This is a genomic window from Arthrobacter sp. 179 (genome assembly GCF_052379645.1).
Lineage (GTDB): Bacteria > Actinomycetota > Actinomycetes > Actinomycetales > Micrococcaceae > Arthrobacter_H.
In genome coordinates this window covers 43,497-66,843 of the sequence record NZ_JBQSYU010000015.1, presented here as the reverse complement: position 1 = coordinate 66,843, position 23,347 = coordinate 43,497, and the positions used below count along the sequence as shown (strand labels likewise).

General features: G+C 66.8%; 25 protein-coding genes. 5 read left to right on the top strand and 20 right to left on the bottom strand.

Going from position 1 to position 23,347, the window contains the following annotated elements:
- Position 1: 1 nt before the first annotated feature.
- The gene (gene pheS / locus ACT3UE_RS10470) at positions 2-1,087 is read right to left on the bottom strand and encodes a phenylalanine--tRNA ligase subunit alpha (protein ID WP_444554580.1); all 1,086 of its coding nucleotides are present in this window, start codon (positions 1,085-1,087) and stop codon (positions 2-4) included.
- Positions 1,088-1,255: 168 nt separating this feature from the next.
- Between pheS and ACT3UE_RS10465 the strand changes: the two genes are divergently transcribed.
- Both ACT3UE_RS10465 and ACT3UE_RS10460 read left to right on the top strand, forming a co-directional pair.
- Complete coding sequence (locus ACT3UE_RS10465) at positions 1,256-3,181, top strand: penicillin-binding transpeptidase domain-containing protein (protein ID WP_444554581.1); 1,926 nt, start codon at positions 1,256-1,258, stop codon at positions 3,179-3,181.
- Positions 3,168-3,635 (top strand): hypothetical protein, encoded by a 468-nt coding sequence (locus ACT3UE_RS10460; protein ID WP_444554582.1) that lies wholly within the window; start codon positions 3,168-3,170, stop codon positions 3,633-3,635. The genes ACT3UE_RS10465 and ACT3UE_RS10460 overlap by 14 nt, the downstream gene beginning before the upstream one ends.
- Here ACT3UE_RS10460 and pcp read toward each other — a convergent pair.
- The 7 genes from pcp to infC all read right to left on the bottom strand — a co-directional run bounded on the left by pcp (position 3,607) and on the right by infC (position 8,942).
- Positions 3,607-4,227: a pyroglutamyl-peptidase I gene (gene pcp, locus ACT3UE_RS10455; protein ID WP_444554583.1), complete on the bottom strand. Its 621-nt coding sequence runs from the start codon at positions 4,225-4,227 to the stop codon at positions 3,607-3,609. The two genes, ACT3UE_RS10460 and pcp, sit on opposite strands and share 29 nt — an antisense overlap.
- A complete protein-coding gene (locus ACT3UE_RS10450) occupies positions 4,224-4,688 on the bottom strand; it encodes a (deoxy)nucleoside triphosphate pyrophosphohydrolase (RefSeq protein ID WP_444554584.1) in 465 nt (154 codons plus the stop codon). Before ACT3UE_RS10450 ends, pcp begins: the two co-directional genes overlap by 4 nt.
- Positions 4,685-5,641, bottom strand: a complete 957-nt coding sequence (locus tag ACT3UE_RS10445; protein WP_444561777.1) for a cation diffusion facilitator family transporter — start codon at positions 5,639-5,641, stop codon at positions 4,685-4,687. Before ACT3UE_RS10445 ends, ACT3UE_RS10450 begins: the two co-directional genes overlap by 4 nt.
- 98 nt (positions 5,642-5,739) lie before the next feature.
- Positions 5,740-6,654, bottom strand: a complete 915-nt coding sequence (locus ACT3UE_RS10440; protein WP_444554586.1) for a TrmH family RNA methyltransferase — start codon at positions 6,652-6,654, stop codon at positions 5,740-5,742.
- Positions 6,655-6,793: 139 nt separating this feature from the next.
- On the bottom strand, positions 6,794-7,471 hold the full coding sequence (rplT, locus tag ACT3UE_RS10435) for a 50S ribosomal protein L20, sunset domain variant (RefSeq protein WP_444554587.1): 678 nt from the start codon (positions 7,469-7,471) through the stop codon (positions 6,794-6,796).
- Between the two features lie 104 nt (positions 7,472-7,575).
- Positions 7,576-7,770, bottom strand: coding sequence for a 50S ribosomal protein L35 (gene rpmI, locus ACT3UE_RS10430; protein ID WP_444554588.1), 195 nt, complete (start codon positions 7,768-7,770; stop codon positions 7,576-7,578).
- A 116-nt stretch (positions 7,771-7,886) separates the two neighbouring features.
- Positions 7,887-8,942 (bottom strand): translation initiation factor IF-3, encoded by a 1,056-nt coding sequence (infC, locus tag ACT3UE_RS10425; RefSeq protein WP_444566666.1) that lies wholly within the window; start codon positions 8,940-8,942, stop codon positions 7,887-7,889.
- A 237-nt stretch (positions 8,943-9,179) separates the two neighbouring features.
- Between infC and ACT3UE_RS10420 the strand changes: the two genes are divergently transcribed.
- Complete coding sequence (locus ACT3UE_RS10420; protein WP_444554589.1) at positions 9,180-9,548, top strand: DUF1844 domain-containing protein; 369 nt, start codon at positions 9,180-9,182, stop codon at positions 9,546-9,548.
- 97 nt (positions 9,549-9,645) lie between these two features.
- Here ACT3UE_RS10420 and ACT3UE_RS10415 read toward each other — a convergent pair whose 3' ends face one another.
- The 7 genes from ACT3UE_RS10415 to ACT3UE_RS10385 all read right to left on the bottom strand — a co-directional run bounded on the left by ACT3UE_RS10415 (position 9,646) and on the right by ACT3UE_RS10385 (position 14,450).
- Complete coding sequence (locus ACT3UE_RS10415; RefSeq protein WP_444566665.1) at positions 9,646-10,572, bottom strand: SseB family protein; 927 nt, start codon at positions 10,570-10,572, stop codon at positions 9,646-9,648.
- 2 nt (positions 10,573-10,574) lie between these two features.
- Complete coding sequence (gene priA / locus ACT3UE_RS10410; protein ID WP_444554647.1) at positions 10,575-11,318, bottom strand: bifunctional 1-(5-phosphoribosyl)-5-((5-phosphoribosylamino)methylideneamino)imidazole-4-carboxamide isomerase/phosphoribosylanthranilate isomerase PriA; 744 nt, start codon at positions 11,316-11,318, stop codon at positions 10,575-10,577.
- 65 nt (positions 11,319-11,383) lie between these two features.
- Entirely contained in the window at positions 11,384-11,536 is a 153-nt protein-coding gene (locus ACT3UE_RS10405; protein WP_444554591.1) for a hypothetical protein, read from the bottom strand.
- The gene (gene hisH, locus ACT3UE_RS10400; protein WP_444554592.1) at positions 11,536-12,174 is read right to left on the bottom strand and encodes an imidazole glycerol phosphate synthase subunit HisH; all 639 of its coding nucleotides are present in this window, start codon (positions 12,172-12,174) and stop codon (positions 11,536-11,538) included. The genes ACT3UE_RS10405 and hisH overlap by 1 nt, the downstream gene beginning before the upstream one ends.
- The gene (gene hisB, locus ACT3UE_RS10395) at positions 12,175-12,795 is read right to left on the bottom strand and encodes an imidazoleglycerol-phosphate dehydratase HisB (protein ID WP_444566664.1); all 621 of its coding nucleotides are present in this window, start codon (positions 12,793-12,795) and stop codon (positions 12,175-12,177) included. It lies immediately after the preceding gene.
- A 58-nt stretch (positions 12,796-12,853) separates the two neighbouring features.
- Complete coding sequence (locus ACT3UE_RS10390; RefSeq protein WP_444566663.1) at positions 12,854-13,984, bottom strand: histidinol-phosphate transaminase; 1,131 nt, start codon at positions 13,982-13,984, stop codon at positions 12,854-12,856.
- A gap of 67 nt (positions 13,985-14,051) precedes the next feature.
- The gene (locus ACT3UE_RS10385; protein ID WP_444566662.1) at positions 14,052-14,450 is read right to left on the bottom strand and encodes a LysM peptidoglycan-binding domain-containing protein; all 399 of its coding nucleotides are present in this window, start codon (positions 14,448-14,450) and stop codon (positions 14,052-14,054) included.
- A gap of 263 nt (positions 14,451-14,713) precedes the next feature.
- Here ACT3UE_RS10385 and lexA point away from each other — a divergent pair, with 263 nt between their 5' ends.
- Positions 14,714-15,448: a transcriptional repressor LexA gene (gene lexA, locus ACT3UE_RS10380; RefSeq protein ID WP_444554596.1), complete on the top strand. Its 735-nt coding sequence runs from the start codon at positions 14,714-14,716 to the stop codon at positions 15,446-15,448.
- Between the two features lie 53 nt (positions 15,449-15,501).
- On the opposite strand, the gene ACT3UE_RS10375 is transcribed toward lexA, so the two are convergent.
- Positions 15,502-17,520: an ATP-dependent DNA helicase gene (locus ACT3UE_RS10375; protein WP_444561781.1), complete on the bottom strand. Its 2,019-nt coding sequence runs from the start codon at positions 17,518-17,520 to the stop codon at positions 15,502-15,504.
- Positions 17,513-19,087, bottom strand: a complete 1,575-nt coding sequence (gene hflX, locus ACT3UE_RS10370; protein WP_444566661.1) for a GTPase HflX — start codon at positions 19,085-19,087, stop codon at positions 17,513-17,515. Before hflX ends, ACT3UE_RS10375 begins: the two co-directional genes overlap by 8 nt.
- A gap of 188 nt (positions 19,088-19,275) precedes the next feature.
- On the opposite strand from hflX, the gene ACT3UE_RS10365 reads away from it, so the two are divergent.
- Entirely contained in the window at positions 19,276-19,923 is a 648-nt protein-coding gene (locus ACT3UE_RS10365) for a class I SAM-dependent methyltransferase (protein WP_444554599.1), read from the top strand.
- Here the strand turns inward: ACT3UE_RS10365 and dapF are convergent.
- Genes dapF through miaB form a run of 3 tightly spaced genes read right to left on the bottom strand, consistent with a single transcriptional unit; the run spans position 19,920 to position 23,315 of the window.
- A complete protein-coding gene (dapF, locus tag ACT3UE_RS10360; protein ID WP_444561782.1) occupies positions 19,920-20,861 on the bottom strand; it encodes a diaminopimelate epimerase in 942 nt (313 codons plus the stop codon). The two genes, ACT3UE_RS10365 and dapF, sit on opposite strands and share 4 nt — an antisense overlap.
- 9 nt (positions 20,862-20,870) lie before the next feature.
- Complete coding sequence (gene miaA / locus ACT3UE_RS10355) at positions 20,871-21,785, bottom strand: tRNA (adenosine(37)-N6)-dimethylallyltransferase MiaA (RefSeq protein WP_444554601.1); 915 nt, start codon at positions 21,783-21,785, stop codon at positions 20,871-20,873.
- Positions 21,786-21,791: 6 nt separating this feature from the next.
- Positions 21,792-23,315: a tRNA (N6-isopentenyl adenosine(37)-C2)-methylthiotransferase MiaB gene (miaB, locus tag ACT3UE_RS10350; protein WP_444566660.1), complete on the bottom strand. Its 1,524-nt coding sequence runs from the start codon at positions 23,313-23,315 to the stop codon at positions 21,792-21,794.
- Between the last annotated feature and the right edge of the window lie 32 nt (positions 23,316-23,347).

Genomic DNA, 23,347 nt, shown 5'->3' with positions numbered 1-23,347 from the left:
ATTAGATCTCCATCCCGAAGTGTTCGCTGAAGCGGATGTCGCCCTCGATCATGTCGCGCATGTCCGGGACGTCGTTACGGAACATGAGCGTGCGTTCGATGCCCATGCCGAAGGCGAAGCCCGAGTATTCCTCGGGGTCGATGCCGGCGGCGCGCAACACATTGGGGTGCACCATCCCGCAGCCACCCCATTCGATCCAGGCCGGCCCTCCCTTGGCCCCGGGGTGGAAGATGTCCAGCTCGGCGGAGGGCTCGGTGAAGGGGAAGAAGTTCGGGCGCAGCCGGATCGCGGCATCGGGGCCGAACATCTGCCGGGCGAAGTGTTCCAAGGTGCCGCGCAGATCGGCCATGGTCAGGCCCTTGTCCACGGCCAGGCCCTCGAACTGGTGGAAGACCGGGGTATGGGTGGCGTCGAGCTCGTCGGTGCGGAACGTCTTGCCCGGGCACAGCACATAGACGGGCAGATCGCGCTCGAGCATCGAGCGGATCTGCACCGGCGAGGTGTGGGTACGCATCACCAGGTGGGACTCGGCGGGTTCGATGAAGAAGGTGTCCTGCATGTCGCGGGCCGGATGGTCCGGGGCAAAGTTCAGGGCGTCGAAGTTGAACCATTCCGATTCGACCTCGGGGCCCTCGGCGATCTCCCAGCCCATGCCCACGAAGATATCGCCGACCCGTTCCTGCAGGGTGGACAGCGGGTGCCGGGCCCCGGCACGACGGCGGTGCGCCGCCGCGGTGACGTCCACGGCCTCCTCGATGAGGATCCGTGCGGCGTCCTCCTCCTCCAGGACCGTGGTGCGTGCGGCCAGGGCCTTGTTGACGCGGCCACGGGCCCCGCCCATCAGCTTGCCGGCTGTCGCCTTCTCGGTCTTGTCCAGCCGGCCGATTTCGCGGTTGGCCAGGGCCAGCGGGGACTTCTCTCCGCTATGGGCCAGCCGGGCCTGCTTGAGCATTTCGAGATCGGTGGCCGCCTCGATGGCCGACAGGGCGGCGTCGACGGCAGCCTGGACTGCCGCCTCGTCGGTGGGATGCGGAACCGACGGTGCGGTTCCTCCGGGTCCACCGTTCGGTGGCGTGGCTTCAGACATGGCAGATGTACGGCCCTTTTCACGGTTGGGGTGGTCCTGTTTCCGGATCCCAGTCTAGTAGTTCGCCCCCGGGCTCCCGAACCCGCGCGCGGACATTGCGCCCGCCGCGGCGTCGTTCCATATGTCCCGCCTTGTGATCGCGTCCACTCCCCGGCCATAATGACCACCATGCATGTAGCCCGGCGCTTGACGCTGACGACCGTCCTGTCCACGCTCGCCCTGGGAAGCCTCTCCGCATGCTCATCCCCGGTGCCCGATCCCGATCCGGTCGCCCAATCCGTGGCCCAGGCCCTGGAGACCTTCGATTTCTCTTCCGTGCCGCTGAAGAATGCCGACCCTGCCACGGTTTCCGAGGACCTGGCCACCGCCTTCGACTCCATGAAGGACCTGAAGCACCGCACCACGGTGGACTCGGTCGAGCGGCCCGAGGACGAGGACGAGGACTCCCCCACGGCGACCGCCACCTTCACGACGGTCTGGGACGTGGATGACACCAAGACCGACTGGGAATACTCCACCAGCGCACAACTGGCCTACGACCAGGAGGCGGAGGCCTGGCAGGTCGACTACGACCAGGAGGAACTCACGGGGCTGGAACCGGGCCACCATGTGGCGTTGCGGACCAAGGCCTCCGAACGCGGGCAGATCCGCAGCACCGATAAGCAGGCACTGGTCAAGGACCGCCCGGTGGTCCACCTGGGCCTCGACAAGACGCGGCTGGAGGACGGCGAGGCAGGGGGCGCGGCGAAGAAGCTCGCGAAGCTCGCCGACGTGGACGTGTCCGACTACGTCGCCCGGGTCAAGGCCGCCGGGGACCAGGCGTTCGTCGAAGCCATCACGCTGCGCGACAACTCCAAGCGCGAGGTCACCGACGCCCAGGTCGAAGCCATCCCCGGCGGCCGGGCCATCACCGGCAGCGAGCCGTTGGCCCTGACCCGGACCTTCGCCCGACCGATCCTGGGCACCGTCGGGCAGGCCACCGCCGAAATCATCAAGGAATCCGAGGGCAAGACCAAGGCCGGGGACGTCGTGGGGCTCTCGGGGCTTCAAGCCCAATACGACGATCGGCTCTCCGGCACGGCGGGCCTGACCATCGCCAGTTACGATCCCTCCGGCCAACAGGTGGAAGAGCTCTTCGAGCGCGACCCGAAGAACGGCAAGGACCTGACCGTGACGCTGGACTCGGCCCAGCAGAAGCTGGCCGAGAAGCTACTCAAACAGGTCGACCCCACCTCGGCCCTGGTCGCCATCCGCCCCTCCGACGGCTCCGTTCTGGCCGCCGCCTCCGGCCCGGCGGAGCAGGGGATGAACACGGCGATGCTCGGCAAATATGCCCCCGGGTCCACCTTCAAGGTGGTCACCGCCCTGGCCATGCTCCGCGATGGGAAGACCCCGTCCAGCAAGGTCAAATGCCCGAAGACCACCACCATCAAGGGCAAGGAGTTCAAGAACTTCGACGCCTACCCCGCCGGCAAGCTCGGGACCATCCCGCTGTCGGAGGCCATCGCCCAGTCCTGCAACACCGTCTTCATCAACGGGGCTGCGGGCCTGAAGGCCAAGGACCTGACCACTGCCGGGGCCTCCCTGGGGCTCAACCCCTCCCCGTCGACCGGCGTCTCCTCGTTCCTGGGCTCCATCCCGGATGATTCGACGGGGACGACCCTGGCGGCCAATGGCATCGGCCAGGGTGTCGTGGAGACCTCCCCGTTGGGCATGGCCACCGTCGCCGCTTCCGTGGCCGCCGGCCAGACGGTCTCCCCGCATCTGGTGGAGTCCCCGAGCCCGGATGCCGCCAAGGATCCGGCGAAGAAACTGGAGTCGAAGGAGGCCGACGAGCTGCAGAAGATGATGGCCGGAACCGTCACCCATGGCACCCTGGTGGGCCTGCAGAAGGTCCCCGGGCCGAAGGTCTACGGCAAATCCGGCACGGCCGAGTACGACGCCGACGAGAATGCCCATGCCTGGGTCATCGCCGTCCAGGGTGATCTGGCCGTGGCGGCATTCGTCTCCGAAGGCATCGGTGGGGCCCAGACCGCTGGACCCCTCGTCGCTGATTTCCTCACCGGGGTGCAGAAGTCCGGTGGCGGCAACTGACCGGGCGCGTTGGCGCAGCGCGGCGAACTGGCTGAACCTGGCTACTCCGTGCGGGCTGCTGCTGGCCCGTGCCACGGGGTGCCGGGTGCGTTCGGGGCCTCGTGGCCTCTACCTCGCCCTCGGGTATCGGCTGGACCTGCCCGACGCCGCGGCCTTCACCGTGGGCAACGTCGTCCTCTGGCGGGAGGGCCTCGACGAGCCGGAGCGTTGTCCCGGACTCATCGTCCACGAGGAACGCCACGCCAGCCAATATGCCTGGTGCCTGGGACTGCCGTTCCTACCGCTCTACGCGGTGGCCGCCGGATATTCCTGGCTCCGCACCGGCGACCCCGCCTCCCGCAATGTCTTCGAACGGCAGGCCGGGCTGGCGGCTGGCGGCTACACGCAGCGCAGGAGCCGGCCGATCGGCGCCCTCCTGCCGCCGCTCAGGCGATGGTCCCGGCCCCGAGGCTGATATCCGCCGAGCCCTCCAGCGCCTCACGCACCACCAGGACCAGCGCCGTGGCCAGGGACTCGGGATCCACCCGGGCCACCGCCGGGAAGGGGACATGGACGAAGCCGCCACGGCGGGCCTGTCCCGAGGCCGCCAGCTCATGCATCAGCGTGTAGAAGATCTGGTTGCAGACGAAGGTGCCGGCACTCTGGGACACCTGGGCGGGGATCCCCTCCCGCTGCAACGCGGCCAGGGCCCGCTTGAGGGGCAGGGTCGTGAAATAGGCCGCAGGGGCCCCGGGAACGACGGGCACATCCACGGGTTGTTCCCCCGCGTTGTCGGGGATGCGGGCGTCGATCACGTTCAGGGCGACCCGTTCGAGCATGACGGCCCCGGCAGCGGCATTGAGCCCGGTGCAGACCACCAGTTCCGGACGGTGGTCCTGCAGGGCCCTGCGCAGGACTCCCGCGGCTTCGGAAAAGACACACGGAAGTTCGACGGCGGTGGCGGGGTGGCCGGATTCGGAGAGCAGTTCCGCGGCACGGCGTGAGGCGTCCCCCGACGGGTTCAGCGGATCCCCGCCAAAAGGTTCGAAACCGGTCAGCAGGATCATGGGCGCACGATGCCCTGACCGGATACCGTCCCGGGTAGGGCACCGTGTCGGGCCACGATCGCCTCGACGATCGGCAGATCCGCGGGAATCCACGGAACAACGTCCTTCAGGTCCCCATCGAGTTCCAGCCACCGCAGTTCGTCGTGGTCTTCCAGCGGTTCGGGGGTCCCGTCGGTGACGCAGGCGAGCCAGACGCGCATGGCCGCCGGTCCCGAGAGTTTCCAGCCCTGGTCGATCGGTCCCTCGATTTCGGCTCCGAGTTCCGCCTCGATGCCCAGTTCCTCGGCCAGTTCACGAAGCAGACCGGCCTGGCAGCCCTCCCCGGCTTCGACCTTGCCCCCGGGAAATTCCCAGAGCCCGGCCAAGGCGGGCGGACTGGTCCGGCGGGCCGCCAACAGCCGGGTCGGGGCCTGGAGCGAATCAACCAGTGCCGCGCCGACGATTTGTTTCAACGCATTCATTCAGCGACTCCTTCGTTGGTCCCGGGACCCCCGATGTCCTCGGTCGTCCGTTCGATGTCAGGTTCGAGGTAGATCAGTGTTGCGGTCGGCACCGAGGCGCGGATCCGCGCCTCGGTCGCATCGATGGCCCTGGCGATGTCTTCACCGGAACTGCCCTTGCGGATGCCGAACTTGGCGGCAACGAGGATCTCCTCAGGGCCCAGGTGCAGGGTCTTCAGGTGGATGATGTCGGTGCCGTCGGCGCGGATGGCCGCTTCGATCCCGGCGATGTCTTCACCGGTCGCCGACTCCCCCAGCAGCAGGGATTTGGTTTCCACGGCCAGGATGACCGCGATGCAGACCAGCAGCACCCCGATCATCGCGGTCCCGGCGGCGTCGAAGAGCCCATTGCCCGTCAGCAGGGTCAGCCCCACCCCCAGCAGGGCGAAGAACAGGCCCACCAGTGCCCCCAGGTCCTCCAACAGGATCACCGGTAGTTCGGGGGCCTTGGCCCGGCGAACGAACTTCACCCACCCAGTGGTCCCGCGGACCTGGTTGGATTCGCGGATGGCCGTCCTGAAGGAGAGTCCTTCGGCGATGATCGCCCCGACGAGCACGGCGACCGGGACCCACCACCAGGGTCCTTCGATGCCATGGGGATCCTTGAACTTCTGGAAGGCTTCATAGAGGGCGAACAGCCCGCCGACGCTGAACAGGATGATGGAGACGATGAAGGCGTAGATATACCGCTCACGTCCGAACCCGAAGGGGTGTGCGGGGTTGGCTTCACGGGTGGACCTCTTCCCGCCAATCAGCAGCAGGACCTGGTTGCCCGAGTCCGCGACCGAGTGGATCGCCTCGGCCAGCATCGATGAGGACTGGGTGAGCAGCCAGGCGACGAACTTGAAGACGGCAATCGCCAGATTGGCTGCCAGCGCCGCGACGACGGCCTTGTTCCCACCGGATGCTGCCATGGTTACCGCCTCTGTCGGGGCGCGATGCGCGCCATTGGATATCCTTGCGTCACGGTACTACGTCGAGGGGCTCCTCCCGCCACGCCCGGACCGTGCCCTCAGGCGGATGGACCGGATCTCCGGTGCGCCCGCGCCGAGGCGTAGAGGCAGACGGTGGCCGCCGTGCCCACGTTCAATGATTCCGCGACCCCGTAGAGCGGTACCGCAACCCGGTGGCCCGCGGTCGTCAGTTCCTCCTCGTCCAGTCCCTGGGCTTCGTTGCCGAAGAGCCACGCGGTGGGTGCCTCCAGCTGAGGTCCCGCAACACTCCCGCTGCTGCCAGGTCCACCCAGGCGGCGCATCGTGCTCTGGTCCTGCAGCACGTCGAGGTCGGTATCCCCGTACCCGTCGGCGGCCAGAAGCTGCACCTGCGCCTCCTGCGCCGCAGCGGCCAGGGACGTGAACGACACCCCGGAGACGATCGGCACCTGGAAGATGGATCCGACGGTGGAGCGCACGGCCTTGGGGTTGTAGATGTCGACGCTTCCCCCGGTGAGCACGACTGCATCGGCCCCCGCTGCCACGGCGGCGCGGAGGATCGTGCCGGCGTTGCCGGGGTCCTGGACCCGGCACAATACGGCGACAAGCCGCGTCCCGGCGTCGAACACCTCATCGAGGCTGGTCTCGGCGATGCGGCAGACGGCCATGATCCCTTGCGGGGACACGGTGTCGGCCATGGCGGCCAGCACCTCGGGGCTCGCGGTGCGCAGCCTGACCCTGGTCCGCGGCCGCGCCAGATCCGGGTGTCGCTGGAGGGCTTCAGCGGTGGCGAAGACCTCCTGGACGATCCCGCGTTCGCCCCCGGCCACCATGGTGTCGTGGCGTTGCAGTGCCTCACGGACCGCTTGGGGTCCCTCGGCCAGGAAAGCAGCCTTCTTGGCACGGCCGGGCCGGGTGGCCAACCGGGCCACGTCGCGGACGCGTTCGGCCCGTGGGTTGGTCATTTCGATCTCAGCGTGGTGTTCGGCGCTCATGGGAAGAACCTTATCGGTGTCGGGCGCCGCAGCGCACAGGTGGTCCGGCCACCACTAGTGGTTAACGGCCGAGGGGACGGAATCCGCTTGGAATTCCGTCCCCTCGCACCATGCGGGCCGTGGCCCGCGGCGCAGTGTCCTACTTGGAGAACTGCTGGCGGGACTCGCCACCTGCCGGCTCGAAACCGGCGGCCTTGGCGGCCTCGACGGAGTTGAACCAGAACTCCGGCTGCGTCTGGTCGTACCAGGTCGAATCCGGCACGTGGTACTTCATCGACTGGTTGCCCTTGATGACGTAGCCCGCGGGGGCTTCCTCGCCTTCAACGGCCTTGACCATGCCTTCACCCTCGGTGGCCTTGGCGGCCTTCGGGGCGGCGGCCTTGGGGGCGGCAGCCTTCTTGGCGGCCGGAGCAGCCGGTGCCTTCGTGGCGGGCTTCTCGGCGGCCGGGGCGTTGACGTCGGCCGGGAGGGCCTCCTTGGCGACCTTGACCAGTGCGCCGAACGCGTTGGCGTCGGACACGGCGAGATCGGCGAGCATCCGGCGATCAACCTCGACCTCAGCGGCCTTCAAGCCCTGGATCAGACGGTTGTAGGTCAGGCCGTTCGCGCGGGAAGCAGCGTTGATGCGCTGGATCCAGAGGCGACGGAAGTCACCCTTGCGCTTGCGGCGGTGGCCGTAGCTGTAGACGAACGAGTGGAGCAGCTGCTCCTTGGCCTTGCGGTACAGGCGCGAACGCTGACCGCGGTAGCCCTTGGCCCGTTCGAGAACGACCCGACGCTTCTTGTGGGCGTTGACTGCCCGCTTCACACGTGCCACGTGTGTACTCCTTAATATCTTGTCCTCGGGATGCCTGCCTATCGGCGACCTGTCCGGGGGAACTCCATGGATGGATGGGAACTCGTGGTTCCCGGTGCGTGTGCTTAGAGGCCCAGCATCCGCTTGATGGTCTTGGTGTCCGCCTTGGCAACGATCCGTTCGCCCTTGAGCTGGCGCTTCAGGCTGGAAGGCTTGTGCTCCAGGTAGTGACGACGATTGGCCTGCTGGCGCATGATCTTGCCGCTACCGGTGAGCTTGAAGCGCTTCTTGGCGCCACTGTGGGTCTTGAACTTCGGCATATCCGCCGTTCTCCTTACGTGCTCCCGTTGCCCTATCGGACCGGGGATCTTTGAGGCTTCCTGTATGGGAAACCGTGGGTCAAGTGCTGCCCCCGACAGGGGCTGGCCACACCGGGCTATTTACCCGGACGAGGTTTCGGAGCCGCGGTGGGCTTCGGAGCCGCGCTGGGCTTCGGTGCCGGTTTCGGCGCAGGCTTCGGGGCCGGCTTGGCGGCCGGCTTCGGAGCTGCTGCGGGCTTCGCTGCAGCGGCCGGCTTGGCTGCCGCTGCCGGCTTCGCCGCGGTCGACGGCTTGCTGGCCGCCGCTGGCTTGGTCGCTTCCGCAGGCTTGGCGGCTTCCGCAGGCTTGGTGGCCGGTTCGGCCTCGGGGGTCTGCGGGGCTGCGGCTGCCTTGGCTTCTGCTTCCTTGGCTGCTGCGGCGTCGACCTTGGCCTTTTCGGCGTTATCCGCCTCGACCTGGGCCAGACGCGCCTGGAACTCGTCCGGAAGGTTGTCACCCAAGGACTGGGTCATGGCCGGCTGCTCGTCCGAGGTATCGACGCGGTCTTCCTTGGTCGCCTTGGACTTGGCCTTGTCGTTTTCACGCTGTGCCTGACGGCGGGCTTCGGCCTTGGCCTCTGCCTTGTTCTTCAGCGGTCCGACGACCATGACCATGTTGCGGCCGTCCTGACGCGGGCTCGACTCGACGACGCCGACTTCGGCCACGTCTTCGGCGAACTTGTTCAGCAGGCGGATGCCCAGTTCGGGACGCTGCTGCTCACGACCACGGAACTGGATCATGGCCTTGACCTTGTCGCCAGCGCCGAGGAAGCGCAGGGCATGCCCGGTCTTCGTCTCGTAATCGTGCTTGTCGATCTTGAGGCGGAAGCGGACTTCCTTGAGGACCGTGTTGGTCTGGTTCTTGCGTGCCTCGCGTGCCTTCACCGCGGCTTCGTACTTGAATTTGCCGAAGTCCATCAGTTTGCACACGGGCGGCTTGGCCGTCGGCGCCACCTCGACCAGATCAAGGTCGGACTCCGCGGCCAGACGCAACGCGTCCTCGATGCGGACAATGCCCACCTGTTCGCCGTTGGGTCCAACCAGCCGCACCTCTGGGACGCGGATTCGATCGTTAATGCGTGGATCGCTGATGTGTCGCTCCTGCTTTTCGTAGTTCGAAGCCGCCAGCAACAAGAGAAGGCCTCCAGCTGCTGGGCAGATGGAGGCCTGGAAAATCGGTTCGGCTGCTCGCGCATGCCACGGAACCCGTGGTTCCGTCCCGAAGTGACCCGGCAACCTGAAGCGGTTACTGCGGGTGGGAGTAGGCCTCCACTTGCATACTCGTTTCGTTGTTCCCGACGGATCCTTCGCCCGGTGGGGCGGAATCCGCTGAGTCAGCAAAACCAGTCGGTCTGTGAAAAGCTTAGCAGCATGAGTACCCCTGAAACCAATCCGGACGCCACCTTCGGCGAGACCAACGAGGTTCGCGACATCGCTGAAGTAGCGGCCGTGGAAGTCATTACCACCGCAGCCGTGCACCTGATGAGCGCGGCAGCCGTGAAGTGCGGACTCGCCGAAGGCGAAGACGCGGAAGACCTGCAGGACCTGGATGAAGCCCGCAAGCTCATCACCGCACTGGCGGGTCTGATCACGGCAGCAGCACCCGAAGTCGGCTCCCAGCATGCCGGCCCGCTACGCGACGGCCTGCGCTCCTTGCAGCTGGCCTTCCGTGAGGCCTCCAACTACCCGGATGCCCCGGGACAGGGTCCCGGCGAGAAACTCACCGGGCCCGTGAACTAGGGCTTCGACCACCATTCCCCGGGAGGTCGCCACCCCGGTGGCGGCCTCCTTTTCGCTGCCCGGCCCGGGGGTCCCTGCCGCCGGGTGGCGTAGCCGTTCACGCGCGGGCCGGCGGTCCCTGGAGTCCGAGTTCCAACGAATCGACCCGGGCACCGAATTCCGGGTCGGCTCCCAGCGTGCGTTGCAGTCGCTCGACGGTGTCGGTGACGTCATCACGGGCCATCCCGGAACGCAGGGAGACCTCCACGCGCAGCTCCGGGCCCGGGCCTCCCCCGGCCATGACCGTCCCATCGGCGGTGCGCGAAGCAACGCCCCGGCCCGGGGCCGCGGTGATCCCGAGGATGGCGGGATCGGCGTCGGCCGCGGCCTGCAGCAGCGGCAGCAGGGTCTCGTCGGCGTAGCTGGGGGTCCACACCTGCTGTTGGGCCAGCGCCCACATCGCGGGCCGTCGCAGGACGAAGGTGGCCTCTGCCGCGGGGTCGATCACGAGGAGCTGGGCCTTTTCGGCCACGGCGGACAAGGCGGCCCGCGGAGCGTAGACGGCCACGGGGCGTGCTTGCCCGTGCCAGGCCTGCAACCGGTCGACACTGCTGAACACCGGCAGGGCGGGGCGGCCGTCAGGGGCGGTGATGGTCACCAGCGCCATATCGGCTTCCTTGTCTTCGGTGAATCCGTGGTCCCCGAGGCCCCCTTCGGCCAGGGTCGCGACCACGGGCACGAACACCCTGGCGTGGGCCAACGCCTCGTGGACCATATGTTCGGTACCGGAGCCGGCCTTCAGCGCGGTGATGGCTTCGAGGTAGCCGGGGTCGGCCGTGCCGTCGTCATCATCGAAGTGGTGCAGCGGGTTTCCCCCGCCCGACAGATCCCGTCCGGCCCAGGATTGGCCGGCGGAGTCGGTGGCTTCTCCGGCGCGGAGCAGGGCGGCCTCGATATGTCCTGGCAGGTGGCGGCCGATCGGCTGGTCCGTGGGAGCTTTCCCGCGGGGTGTTCTGGCGGCCGCGTTGGATGCGCCGTCGGTCATCGCTACCGCCGGCCGGCGACGTCGAGGGCCTGGGGCAGGGTGAACTGCCCGGAATACAGGGCCTTGCCCACGATTGCGCCCTCGACCCCGTCGGGCACCAAGGCACGTAGTTCGCGCAGGTCATCGAGGCTGGAGATCCCGCCGGAGGCGATCACGGGTCGACTGGTTCGGGTGCACATTTCACGCAGCAGGTCCACGTTCGGACCGCGCAGTGTTCCGTCCTTGGTCACATCGGTCACGACGTAGCGGGCGCATCCGGCGTCTTCGAGCCGGGCCAGCACGTCCCAGAGGTCTCCCCCTTCGCTGGTCCACCCGCGGCCGGCCAACGTGGTTCCCCGCACATCGAGTCCGACGGCGATCTTGTCTCCGTGCCGGGCGATGGCGCGGGCCGTCCAGTCGGGGGCTTCCAGGGCAGCGGTACCCAGGTTGACCCGGGCGGCGCCGAATTCCAGCGCCCGTTCCAAGGATTCGTCGTCCCGGATTCCGCCGGAGAGTTCGATCTTGATTCCCAGTTCACGGGAAATCCGGGCGACGGCCTGGGTGTTGTTCCCCCTCCCGAATGCGGCGTCCAGGTCCACCAGGTGCACCCACTCGGCGCCGTCTTGTTGCCAGGCCAGGGCCGCTTCAAGCGGGTCACCGTACCCGGTCTCGCTGCCGGCTTCGCCCTGGACGAGGCGGACGGCTTGCCCGTCGGCGATGTCCACCGCGGGCAGGAGTTCGAGGATGCTGTTGCTGGTCACGGGGATCTTCTCCGGTCTTCGTCGAATAGGTCGTGGGGGGTGGTACGCGGCGTCTTGCCGGGAGGGGAAGACTACTTCAGGGTCATGATGTAGGCGGAAAGCAGGGCCATCGCCGCCAGGACCCAGGTCGCGATGATCCAGGAGATATGGGCCTTTTGCTGACGCAGCGACAACGCACCACCGGCGAGGATGCCGCCGACCGCCATGAGGATGAGACTCCACATCAGGACAGGGTTCCCAACCAGTTGGATAGCAGTTTCGCCCCTGCTTCGCCTGACTTCTCCGGGTGGAACTGCACGGCCGACAACGGCCCGTTCTCCACGGCGGCGATGAAGGGGCCCCCGTGATCGGACCAGGTCACTGCCGGGGGGCTCATACGCGGTTGGGCCACCGGGAAATCCCAATGCTGGACCGCATAGGAGTGTACGAAGTAGAACCGCTCGTCCTCGAGACCGGCAAAGAGCCTGGACCCTTCGGCCGCCGTGACGGTGTTCCAGCCCATATGCGGGACCACCGGCGCCTTGAGCCGCTCGACGGTTCCGGGCCATTCCCCGAAACCGGCGGTCCGGATACCGTGTTCGACCCCCTCATCGAAGAAGACCTGGTGGCCGACGCAGATCCCCAGGACCGGACGGCCCCCGGCGATCCGGCGCCCGATCAACGGTCCTGCCCCGACCTCGCCGAGGGCCTTCATCACGCTGGCGAAGGCGCCGACTCCTGGAACGACGAGACCATCGGCCCCACGAATGTCATCCGGTTTGTTGCTCAGGGTGACTTCGGCTCCGACGTGTTCGAGCGCGCGGACCGCGGAACGGATGTTGCCCGATCCGTAATCCAGCACGGTGATCCGGGGCCCGGCCATCTACAGGGCACCCTTCGTGGAGGGGATCATCCCGGCGTTGCGGGGGTCTGGTTCCACGGCCTGGCGCAAGGCGCGGGCGAAGGCCTTGAACTGCGCTTCGACGATGTGGTGCGGGTCCCTGCCGGACACCAGTCGCATGTGCAGGCAGATCTGTGCGTGCAGCGTGATCGATTCGAAGACGTGGCGGGTGAGCGAGCCGGTGAAGTGCCCGCCGATCAAGTGGTATTCCTGACCTGCCGGCTCACCCCCGTGAACCAGATAGGGCCGTCCCGAGATGTCGACGACCGCGTGGGCCAGGGCCTCATCGAGCGGGACCGAAGCTTCGCCGAAGCGGCGGATCCCCGCCTTGTCGCCCAGGGCGGTGCGCAGGACCTCGCCGATGGTGATGGCCACGTCCTCCACCGTGTGGTGGGCGTCGATGTGGGTGTCGCCGGTCGCCTGGACCGTCAGGTCGATCAGCGAGTGCTTTGCCAGCGCCGTGAGCATGTGGTCGTAGAACGGGACGCTGGTGCTGATGTTCGCGACACCCGTGCCGTCCAGGTCGAGTTCGACGGTGACGGTGGACTCGCTGGTGGCACGCTCCATGCGGGCTCGGCGACCGCCGAGCAATTCTGCAGACATGGGTATTCCTTCGGTGTGGGTGGGGCGGGCGGCGACGGTGGCGGCCCGCAGGTTAAGTCTAGCTGTCGTGCCCGGTGCCGGTATCCGCGGCGGGGCTCAGGAGGCCCTCCAAGGCCTGGAGGAATGCGGTCGTCTCGGTCTCGGTTCCAGCGGTGACCCGCAGATGACCGGCGATGCCCACATCTCGGATGAGTACCCCGGCCTCGAGCAGACCCTGCCAGATGGCACGGGAATGCTCGAGCCCGCCGAAAAAGACGAAATTGGAGTCACTGACTGCCGGTTCCAACCCCAACCGGGTGAGTTCGCGGACGATCCTGTCGCGTTGGCCCTTGATGTCCTCGACCGTGGCCAGCAGCGCATCGACCTGTTTCAAGGCGGCATTGGCGGTGGCTTGGGTGACGGCCGAGAGGTGGTAAGGCAGACGGACCAGGCGCAGCGCATCGGCGATTTCCGGGGCCGCCGCGAGATAGCCCAGCCGGGCCCCGGCCAGCGCGAAGGCCTTGCTCATGGTCCGGGTGACGATCAGTCGTTCGCGGCCGGGCAGCAGTGTCAGCGCGGATCCGGTCCCGCTGAGTGCGAATTCGGCGTAGGCCTCATCGACGATGACGATCGCCTGGCTGGCACGCCCTGCCTCGTATACCGCTTCCACGACGTCCAGTCCCAGGGCGGTACCCGTCGGGTTGTTCGGCGAACAGAGGATCACGATATCCGGCGCCGCCTCCGTGACCTGGTCCGCTGCGGATCGCGCGCTGAGTCCGAAGTCACCGCTCCGCTCTCCGGCGAGGTAGGTGGTGTCGGTCCCGCTGGCCAGCAACGGGTACATCGAATACGTGGGCGGGAAGCTCATCACGGTGCGTCCCGGCCCTCCGAAGGCCTGGAGGATCTGCTGCAGGACCTCGTTGGATCCGTTGGCGGCCCACATGTTCGCCGCATCCAGCCCGTGTCCCAAATAGTCGGCGAGGCGTTCGCGGAGTTCGGTGAATTCACGATCCGGGTAACGGTTCAGGGACGCAGCGGCGGCACTGACCTCTTCGGAGATGGCCCGGCTTACTGCCTCGGGCAACGGATGGGTGTTCTCGTTGACGTTCAACAGGATGGGCACGTCCAGTTGCGGTGCGCCGTAGGGTTCGATGCCACGCAGGTTTTCACGCAGGGGCAATTTGGCCAGTCGTTCCAGCTGATCACTCACGACCCCATTCTATTGCCCGTGCCCCGCAGTCGGGAATCGGACCGGGTGACAGGGTCATAAAGCGGGCCTAATCGCCCGTGGGGACGAAGATCTCCTGGCCCGGGACGAGGACCGATCCGTTCAGGTCGTTCATTTCCGTGATTTCCGCCATGACGTCACGGCGGTCGCGCTGCGGGGCGAACTCCTCGGCCAGCGCCCAGACCGTGTCGCCCTCCATGACGGAGACGGTCGTGGCTTCCACCGCGGTCGTATCCGATGCGTCCGAGGCCATGACCGGGGCGGTGAAGATGCCAGCGAGGACGAGCAGGGCGGTGGCTGCCAGCATGACCGGCAGGCCAATAAGGATGAAGCGCCCCCGGCGCGTCAGCTCCAGCCGGCCCCGAGGGGTGGAGGCATGGGCCGGGGCGGTGGTCGGAACGGAGTCCGCCTTGAGGGACACCGGGGCTGCGAGTGCGATCTGCGCCATGGTCTGACCTTCCTGTTGTCCGCCGAAGCGGGTTCTCGTTGCGGGTGTCGAACCCGATCTTCGAACTCATATTCGAACTTCTATCTCATTTTTAGCATCTATGTACGAAGATTGTCGAGACACGTTCGAATAAATCTTTGAATGAAGTCCGTGACTGCCCTAGAGTGGAAGACATCGGCTGGATGGATGAGAGTCCACCAGTTGCATCCGACACATTGCGCACAGCCCCGGTACGCCGGCGATTTACCAGGACGGGATGGATCATGAGCTCAGCGGAGAATCCGGCGCCGAAGAAGGCACCGAAGGGGTTGACTGTCCGGCAGAGGCGGATCCTGGAAACCATCCAGGAGGCCGTGACCGCCAAGGGGTATCCGCCGTCCATGCGCGAAATCGGCGATACGGTCGGGCTGGCGAGCTTGTCCAGCGTCACCCACCAGCTCGCCCAGCTGGAGAAGCTCGGCTACATCCGGAGGGATCCACGCCGCCCCCGGGCCATGGAGATCCTGCGCCCGCTGGCCCCCGAGGTCACCGGGACCCCGGAGGCCTCGCAGCCGGCTCCCGCCCCGCGGGAACCGGAGCAGCTTCGGCCCCGGCTGACCGTGGTGGACTCGGATGATTCCGACGAGGTGGCCCGGGTTCCGCTGGTGGGCCGCATCGCCGCCGGTGGACCAATCCTGGCGGACCAGGCGGTCGAGGATGTCATGTCATTGCCACGCCAACTCGTCGGGCACGGTGAACTGTTCATGCTCAAGGTCAGCGGGGATTCGATGGTCGAGGCAGCCATCTGTGACGGGGACTGGGTCGTCGTCCGCCGTCAGCAACATGCGGAGAACGGCGATGTCGTCGCGGCGCTGCTCGATGACGAGGCCACGGTGAAGACCTTCAGGCAGCGCGACGGCCACACGTGGCTGCTGCCACAGAACCGCCAGTACGAGCCGATCCTGGGCGATCATGCCACCGTCATGGGCAAGGTCGTTTCGGTGATGCGTTCGATCTAGGCCGCGGTGTACTTCCAGGAGGGCCCGTCCGCGGACGGGCCCTCCTTTCATGTCTAGTCCTCGCTCGCCGCCAGACGCCTCAGCGACCCCAGCACGACGTCCTTGTCCGTGGTCGACCACATCGGGGGCAGCGACGCACGCAGGTAGTTTCCATAGCGTTCGGTGGCCAGCCGTGAATCCAAGACGGCCACCACGCCACGGTCCCCCGTGGAACGGATCAACCGGCCTGCCCCCTGGGCCAGACGGACTGCTGCATGGGAGGCGGAGACGGCCATGAAACCGTTGCCCCCATGTCGGGCAACGTCGCGGCTGCGTGCCGTGGACAGCGGGTCGTCGGGGCGTGGGAAAGGGATCCTGTCGATGACCACCACCCGGCATGACTGACCCGGCACGTCGACTCCCTGCCAGAGGGTCATGGTCCCGAACAGGCAGGTATCGCGTTCATCGGCGAACTGCCGGACCAACGTGGACATGCTCGACTCGCCCTGGCAGAGGATCTCCGGGTCCACCCGTGGCCGCAGCGCTTCGGCGGCCTCCTCGGCGGCCCGCCGGGAGGAGAACAATGCCAGTACTCCCCCGCCGGAGGCCCCGATCAGGTCGGCGAGCTCATCCAGGGCCTCGGTCGATACGTTTCGCGATGGTTTGGGCAGATGCCGCGCAACATAGAGCATCCCCTGCCGGGCATAGTCAAAGGGGCTACCGACATCGATGCCCGTCCACGCGGGAGCCCCCTCGCCGAGCAGCCCCAACGATCCGGCCACCGGTTCGAAGGCAGCACCTATGGCCAGGGTCGCGGAGGTCAGGACGACCGTGCGGCCGTCGAAGAGGCCCTCACGTAATTTGCCGGCCACCGACAGTGGAGCGACATTGATCGTCGCGGGGGCCGAGTCATCCGGGGCGCTGTAACCGGCCCCCGGGGTGAAGTTGCCTTGGCGGGATATCCAGACGACCTCGCGTTCATCGGCGGGTCCATCGAGGCGTTCGCACTGTTCCTGCAGATACATCAACTGCGAGCGGGCCATCTGGCGTCCGCCGTCAGCGGTTTCGCCATTCCCCGGTTTCGAGTCGGACAGGGCCGTACGCGCCGCTTCGCGCACGGCGGCGATGGCGGCGACCTGCTCTTCGTTCAGCCCCTTGGGCAGCAGCCCGGTCGGCACTCCCTCCAGGGAGTCGGACAGGGTCTTACCCGCCTGGTTGAGGGCTTCGACAGCGACGCCTTTGCAGTTTCTGCGGGTCGCGGTGGCCGCGGCGGCAACCAGCGCTGCCGAGATGGGGCGGGTCACCGAATTGGTGACCCGGTCCTGGAGTTCATGGGCCTCGTCGATGATCACCGTGTCAAATTCCGGCAGCACCGCCAATCCCTCGAACGCCGAGACGGCCAGCAAGGCGTGGTTGGTGATCACGATGTCGGCATCGCCGGCCTTCTTGCGGGCCAGTTCGCTGAAGCATTCCTCGGCCATCGGGCACCGCTGGGCACCGAGGCAGTCCATGGCACTGACGGAGACCTGCCGCCAGGCACGTTCGCTGACCCCCGGGACGAGATCGTCCCGGTCCCCCGATTCGGTTTCCTCGGCCCATTCGCGTACGCGAACGACTTCCTGGCCCAGTGCCGAAGTGGGCCCCGTGCCGGCGGTCAACGGGCGGGCCGCCCCGTCATCGCCCAACGCGAAGAGCGCCCCTTCATCCTCGTCGGGGTAGCCGCCTCCCAGCTTGTACTTGCAGACATAGTTCGATCGCCCCTTGGCCAGGGCGACATCCAGGTGCCGCGGCAGCTCGTCATCCAGGTTCTCCAGGAGCCGGGGAACGTCCCGACCGACGATCTGGGCCTGCAGGGCCAAGGTCGCGGTGGAGACGACCACCGGTTTATCTGCTTCGAGGGCGTGGGCGATCGCCGGAACCAGATAGGCCAGCGATTTACCCGTCCCGGTGCCGGCCTGCACCAGGAGGTGCTTTCCGCTTTCGAAGGCCTCCACGACCTGTTTGGTCATCTCATGCTGTCCGGGCCTGCTTTCCCCGCCCATGCGTTCGACCGCCTGATCCAGGAGGGCGACCACCTCTTGTACTTCAGCCATGTACGACGAACTGCTCCAATTCCGCGGCGAGTGCACCGCGTACCTTCACGGACAGACGGGTCCCTTCATCCAGGTGCTCGGTCTCCAGGATCTCCGCGTCGGAGCCGTGCAGCCGGTGGACCAGATCACCACGGTCATAGGGAATCAGCAATTCCATGGCCACATCCGGACGGGGGATGGCTTCGCTGATCGCCGCAAGCAGTCCGGGGATCCCCCCGCCGGTCCGGGCAGAGACCACCACATGGTTCGGTTCGCGTTGACGAATGCGTTCGACGACGAACGGATCGGCGATATCGGCCTTGTTCAACACGATGATCTCTGCAATGTCCTGCGCGTCGACCTCGGTGAGGACCTCCCGGACCGCATGGATCTGGCCTTCGGGGTCGGGGTGGGAGGCATCGACCACGTGCAGGATCAGATCGGCGTCGGCGATTTCCTCGAGGGTCGAGCGGAAGGCCTCCACCAGTTGGGTGGGCAACGACCTGACGAATCCCACGGTATCGGCAATGGTGTACCCTAAGCCATCTTCGGTTTCCGTGCGCCGGACCGTGGGATCCAGCGTGGCGAACAGTGCGTTCTCCACCAGCGCCCCGGCGTCGGTCAAGCGGTTCAGCAGCGAGGACTTTCCCGCGTTCGTGTACCCGGCAATGGCCACCGCCGGAACGGCATTGCGTTTCCGGTTCGAGCGTTTGGCATCACGTGCCGGTTTCATGCCCTTGATCTCGCGACGGAGTTTGGCCATGCGGTCACGGATCCGTCGACGGTCCAATTCGATCTTGGTCTCGCCGGGGCCGCGTGATCCGATGCCACCGCCCGCGGTCCCGACCCGGCCACCGGCTTGGCGTGACATGGATTCGCCCCAGCCACGGAGGCGGGGAAGAAGGTATTCAAGCTGGGCCAGTTCGACCTGGGCCTTGCCCTCACGGCTCTGCGCATGTTGGGCGAAGATGTCCAGGATCAGCGAGGTCCTGTCGATGACCTTCACCCGGACGATGTCCTCCAACGCCCTGCGCTGGGATGGAGCCAGTTCGGAATCGACGACCACGGTATCGGCCCCGGTGCTGGCCACGACATCGCGCAGCTCCTGGGCCTTGCCCGAGCCCAGGAACGTGGCTGGATCCGGTTTCAAGCGGCGCTGGACCATGCCATCCAGGACTTCCGATCCCGCTGTTTCGGCCAAGGCGGCCAGTTCCCGCAGGGAGTTTTCCGCTTCCTGGGACGTTCCTTCGGTCCAGATTCCGGCGAGTACCACCCGTTCCAGCCGAAGCTGCCGGTTTTCGACCTCGGTGACGTCTTCCAGCTCGGTGGACAATCCGGCGACGCGGCGCAGCGCATGGCGTTCGGACAGATCGCGCTGGTCGCCATCGCTTGATGAGTGTCCGTCACCCTTGCCGTCCAAGGCCAGGGCTTTGCCGCCCAGCGGCGCCTGGGCGCGCCTGTCGTCAGCACGCTGGGGCGTGGCACGGTCGGTGGCATCGTCCGTGGCCAGAATACGGTCGATGACGGATTGGATCTCGTCCTCCGGGAGGTTTCGATCGTCCGGGTTGGGCTCGTTATGAGTGGTCATGTTCCCCTTTGAAAGGATTCGTACACCAATTCTAGTCCGGGTCACCGACAGGTGGCTGGTTTCCTCCACAGGCCGAAACCCGAGAGTGCCCGAACCGTGAGTGATTGGGATAACTCTATCACTGAAACCGTCGGGCCGGGAAGACCGGGATTCGCTTTGGCGTCACCCTGACGGTTAATCTTCAACCCATGGGTTCGGACCACTACTTCAGCGCACAACCGTCGACGCCATTCACCCGCAGGAGCGTCCGCGTGATGCTCGGCGGCACGGAACACGCCGTCAACACCGCCGGAGGCATCTTCAGCCCGGATGGAATCGACAAGGGAACCGCGGTCCTGCTGTCCGGGGTGCCCGCCCCGGCGGCGGAAGGCCACCTGCTCGACATCGGCTGCGGCTGGGGTCCGATCGCCTTGAGCATGGCTCTGGCTTCCCCCTCCGCCACCGTCCATGCCGTGGACGTCAACCAGCGCAGCCTGGAACTCACCCGCGAAAACGCGCAGGCCCTGTCCCTGGACAACGTGGTGGCCACGGCCCCCGAAGCCGTCGATGACGACCTGAGGTTCCAGACCATCTGGTCCAATCCCCCGATCCGGGTGGGCAAGGAAATCCTGCATGGGATCCTGCTCCACTGGTTGCCCCGGCTGGCTGTCGGCGGAACTGCCTGGTTGGTCGTCCAGAAGAACCTGGGCTCGGATTCACTGCAACAGTGGCTGGTTCGGGAACTCCCCACCGGGTTCATCGTCGATCGATACTCCAGCGCCAAGACCTTCCGCATCCTGAGGGTGCGCAACACCACGGATGCCTCCGGCGTGGGCACGACTCCCTCGAAGGACTAGACCAGGGTCCCCTCGGCCACCAGTACCGCAGGTCCCTCCAGGACCACATGCTCGCGGCCCTCGGGAGCCGTCACGAACCGTACGGAGACGGTCCCGCCGGGAACGTGCACGTCCCAGCGGCGTGCCGAGGCCCCACCGGCCCAGTGTCGGGTCGCCACGACGGCGGCGCAGGCGCCGGTGCCACACGAAAGGGTCTCGCCCACACCGCGTTCATGGACGCGCATGCGGATGGTTCCGACACCGTCGTTGACCAGCGGATCCGACGGCAACACGAACTCCACATTCGTCCCGTGCTCGGGGACGGGGTCGACCACCGGCATCCGGTGCAGATCCAGCTGGTCCAGCTCGGTCGCCTCGGAGAGCGCGACGACCGTATGCGGGTTGCCCATGTCCACGCTCAGGCCCGGGCGCGGGACCTCCAACGAGGCGTCCACGATGCTGTCCAGGGCCCGTTCATGGGCCTGGTCGGGGAAGAGGAACTCCCACGGGCCCATGTCCACCGAGTACCCGGCGGCAGAGCGGGAGACCACCTTCACCCCGGCCCGGGTGCCGATCGTCAGGGAATCGCCGTCGGCCAGGGAAACCAGAGCACGGGAGACCAGGAAATGCACGAAGACGCGCACCCCATTCCCGCACATCTCGGAGACCGAGCCGTCGCCGTTGCGGTAATCCATGAACCATTCGGCCTCCGGGTGCCGGGCCAGCAACTCCCGCCCCTCGGCCAGGGTCTCTGAACGGATGGCACGGATCACTCCGTCGGCTCCGAGGCCGAGATGACGGTCGCAGAGGGAAGCCACCTGCGCGGGAAGGATGTCCTGTCTGTTGTCCGGGTCTGAGAACAGGATGAAGTCATTGCCCGTTCCATGGCCCTTGGTGAAGTCCAGGCCCGAGAGGGCCGACAGGGTTCCGCTGGGGTGATCGGATTCCGTAAAGCTCATGGTCCCAGCCTACGTGCCCGGGGATACTTCGAATTCCCGCACGGATGCTTCCAGCGCTGCCCACAGATCCGGGTCCGCGGCATCGAACCAGTGGACCCGGGGATCGGCTCTGAACCAGGTGATTTGGCGGCGGGCGAAGCGGCGGGTGGCCACGGTGGTTGATTCGATGGCCTGCTCGATCGTCGCGGTGCCTTCCAGCACCTGAAGGAACTGGGCGTAGCCGATGGCCCGGGAGGCGGTCCTGGTCTCGCGCAGACCGAGGGCCGCCAACGACTCCACTTCGTCCAGCAGCCCGGTTTCATGCATGGTGCGCACCCGGTGTGCCACCTTGGCGTGCAGCAGTTCGCGGTCGATGTCGAGTCCGAGTTGGAGGGTGGGTTGCCGGTAGTCGCGGCGCGGCATGTAGGAGCTGAAGGGCCGCCCGGTCAGCTCGTGGACCTCCAGGGCCCGGACCAGTCGGCGCTCGTCCAGATCCCGGGCCGATGACACCGGGTCCGCCACGGCCAGACGACGGCGCATCCCGGCCACACCGTCCTCGGCCGCTTCGGCTTCCAGCCGCCGTCGAATCGTCGGATCGGTGGGCGGGAACTCGAGTTCGTCGATGACGGCCCGGACGTAGAGTCCGGAGCCGCCGACCAGGATCGGCAGCCGGCCACGGTCCTGGATGCCGGCGATCGCTTCCCGGGCCTGCTGTTGGAACGTGGCCACGCTGGCTTCATCGTCGATGTCCATGATGTCCAGCAGGTGGTGCGGGACCCCACCCCGCTCGGCCGGGGCCAGTTTGGCCGTGCCGATGTCCATGCCGCGGTAGAACTGCAGGGCATCGGCGTTGACGATTTCCCCGTCGAGGCGCCGGGCGAGGGCGATGGCGGCGTCGGATTTGCCGGTGGCCGTTGGCCCGACGATCGCGATCAGTGGCCTCATGCCGGGCTAAGCGCGCGGGGGCAGGGCGGGCATGCCCAGCGAGACGCCCTGGCCCGCTGCCCCCTGGCCGGTGCCGCAGGAGTCGGCCTGCGAGCGGTCCCAGGCGTCCCCGGCGCGTGAACGACGCAGGTGGTATTGGGCCGTGGTCGGTGGATCGGCGATCAGGTGGAAGGCTGCGGCTTCAGTGATCGTGACGTTGACCAGGTCACCCGGACGGGGGGCTTCGGCGCCGTCGGGCACGGAGAAGTGGACCAGCCGCTGGTCGCGGGCACGGCCCGTCAGCCGGTGGGTCTGCTCGGCCTTGCGTCCCGGCTGTGCGGTGACCATGACTTCGACTTCACGGCCGAGTTGCCGGGCATTCTCTTCGGCGCAGATCCTGTCCTGGAGCGCGGTCAGCCGTTCGTAGCGTTCCTGGACGACTTCCTTGGGCAGCTGATCGGCCAGTTCGGCCGCCGGGGTCCCGGGGCGCTTGGAATATTGGAAGGTGAAGGCGCTGGCGAACCGGGATTGCTCGACGACATCCAGGGTCGCCTGGAAGTCCTCTTCGGTTTCCCCGGGGAAGCCAACGATGATGTCGGTGGTGATGGCCGCCTCGGGCATGCGCTGACGTACCCGGTCCAGGATCCCCAGGAACTTCTTGGAACGATAGGAGCGGCGCATGTCCTTGAGCACCCGGTCGGACCCGGACTGCAGGGGCATATGCAGTTGCGGCATCACATTATCGGTTTCGGCCATCGCCTCGATGACGTCGTCGGTGAAGGCCGCGGGGTGTGGGCTGGTGAATCTGACGCGTTCGAGTCCGGGGATCCGTCCGCAGGCCCGGAGCAGTTTGCCAAAGGCCAGCCGATCCCCGAATTCAACACCGTAGGAGTTCACGTTCTGGCCCAGCAGGGTGACCTCGATGGCCCCGTCGTCGACCAGGGCCTGGACTTCGGCCAGGATGTCACCGGGGCGGCGGTCCCGCTCCTTGCCACGCAGCGAGGGCACGATGCAGAAGGTACAGGTGTTGTTGCAGCCCACCGAGATCGAGACCCAGCCGGCGTAGACCGAATCGCGTTTGGTGGGAAGGGTCGAGGGGAAGACGTCGAGGGATTCGAGGATCTCCAGCTGGGCTTCGTTGTTGTGGCGGGCACGTTCGAGCAGCGTGGGCAGGGAACCGACGTTATGGGTTCCGAAGACGACGTCGACCCACGGGGCCCTGCGCTGGATCTTCTCGCGGTCCTTCTGTGCCAGGCACCCACCGACGGCGATCTGCATGCCTGGGTGCTGCTCCTTGACGTGCGCCAAACGCCCCAGGTTTCCGTAGAGCTTGTTATCGGCGTTCTCCCGGACGGCGCAGGTGTTGAACACGACGACGTCGGCTTCCGTGTCCGGATCGCGTCTGGGCACCATGCCGGCTTGCTCCAGCAGTCCTGCCAGTCTCTCGGAGTCGTGGACGTTCATCTGGCAGCCGTAGGTGCGCACCTCGTAGCTGCGTTGCGCTTCGTCGAGGGGCGGGGCTGTATCGGGGCTGGGCATGGTCGAACTCACTCCCCCAGAGTACCGAACGCATCATCGGTGAA

Bases quoted from the DNA above. Each gene is read 5' to 3' on its own strand.
- pheS (WP_444554580.1), bottom strand. From the start codon at position 1,087: ATGTCTGAAGCCACGCCACCGAACGGTGGACCCGGAGGAACCGCACCG.
- ACT3UE_RS10465 (WP_444554581.1), top strand. From the start codon at position 1,256: ATGCATGTAGCCCGGCGCTTGACGCTGACGACCGTCCTGTCCACGCTC.
- pcp (WP_444554583.1), bottom strand. From the start codon at position 4,227: ATGATCCTGCTGACCGGTTTCGAACCTTTTGGCGGGGATCCGCTGAAC.
- ACT3UE_RS10450 (WP_444554584.1), bottom strand. From the start codon at position 4,688: ATGAATGCGTTGAAACAAATCGTCGGCGCGGCACTGGTTGATTCGCTC.
- ACT3UE_RS10445 (WP_444561777.1), bottom strand. From the start codon at position 5,641: ATGGCAGCATCCGGTGGGAACAAGGCCGTCGTCGCGGCGCTGGCAGCC.
- ACT3UE_RS10440 (WP_444554586.1), bottom strand. From the start codon at position 6,654: ATGAGCGCCGAACACCACGCTGAGATCGAAATGACCAACCCACGGGCC.
- rpmI (WP_444554588.1), bottom strand. From the start codon at position 7,770: ATGCCGAAGTTCAAGACCCACAGTGGCGCCAAGAAGCGCTTCAAGCTC.
- ACT3UE_RS10420 (WP_444554589.1), top strand. From the start codon at position 9,180: ATGAGTACCCCTGAAACCAATCCGGACGCCACCTTCGGCGAGACCAAC.
- ACT3UE_RS10415 (WP_444566665.1), bottom strand. From the start codon at position 10,572: ATGACCGACGGCGCATCCAACGCGGCCGCCAGAACACCCCGCGGGAAA.
- ACT3UE_RS10405 (WP_444554591.1), bottom strand. From the start codon at position 11,536: ATGTGGAGTCTCATCCTCATGGCGGTCGGCGGCATCCTCGCCGGTGGT.
- hisH (WP_444554592.1), bottom strand. From the start codon at position 12,174: ATGGCCGGGCCCCGGATCACCGTGCTGGATTACGGATCGGGCAACATC.
- hisB (WP_444566664.1), bottom strand. From the start codon at position 12,795: ATGTCTGCAGAATTGCTCGGCGGTCGCCGAGCCCGCATGGAGCGTGCC.
- ACT3UE_RS10385 (WP_444566662.1), bottom strand. From the start codon at position 14,450: ATGGCGCAGATCGCACTCGCAGCCCCGGTGTCCCTCAAGGCGGACTCC.
- lexA (WP_444554596.1), top strand. From the start codon at position 14,714: ATGAGCTCAGCGGAGAATCCGGCGCCGAAGAAGGCACCGAAGGGGTTG.
- ACT3UE_RS10375 (WP_444561781.1), bottom strand. From the start codon at position 17,520: ATGGCTGAAGTACAAGAGGTGGTCGCCCTCCTGGATCAGGCGGTCGAA.
- hflX (WP_444566661.1), bottom strand. From the start codon at position 19,087: ATGACCACTCATAACGAGCCCAACCCGGACGATCGAAACCTCCCGGAG.
- ACT3UE_RS10365 (WP_444554599.1), top strand. From the start codon at position 19,276: ATGGGTTCGGACCACTACTTCAGCGCACAACCGTCGACGCCATTCACC.
- dapF (WP_444561782.1), bottom strand. From the start codon at position 20,861: ATGAGCTTTACGGAATCCGATCACCCCAGCGGAACCCTGTCGGCCCTC.
- miaA (WP_444554601.1), bottom strand. From the start codon at position 21,785: ATGAGGCCACTGATCGCGATCGTCGGGCCAACGGCCACCGGCAAATCC.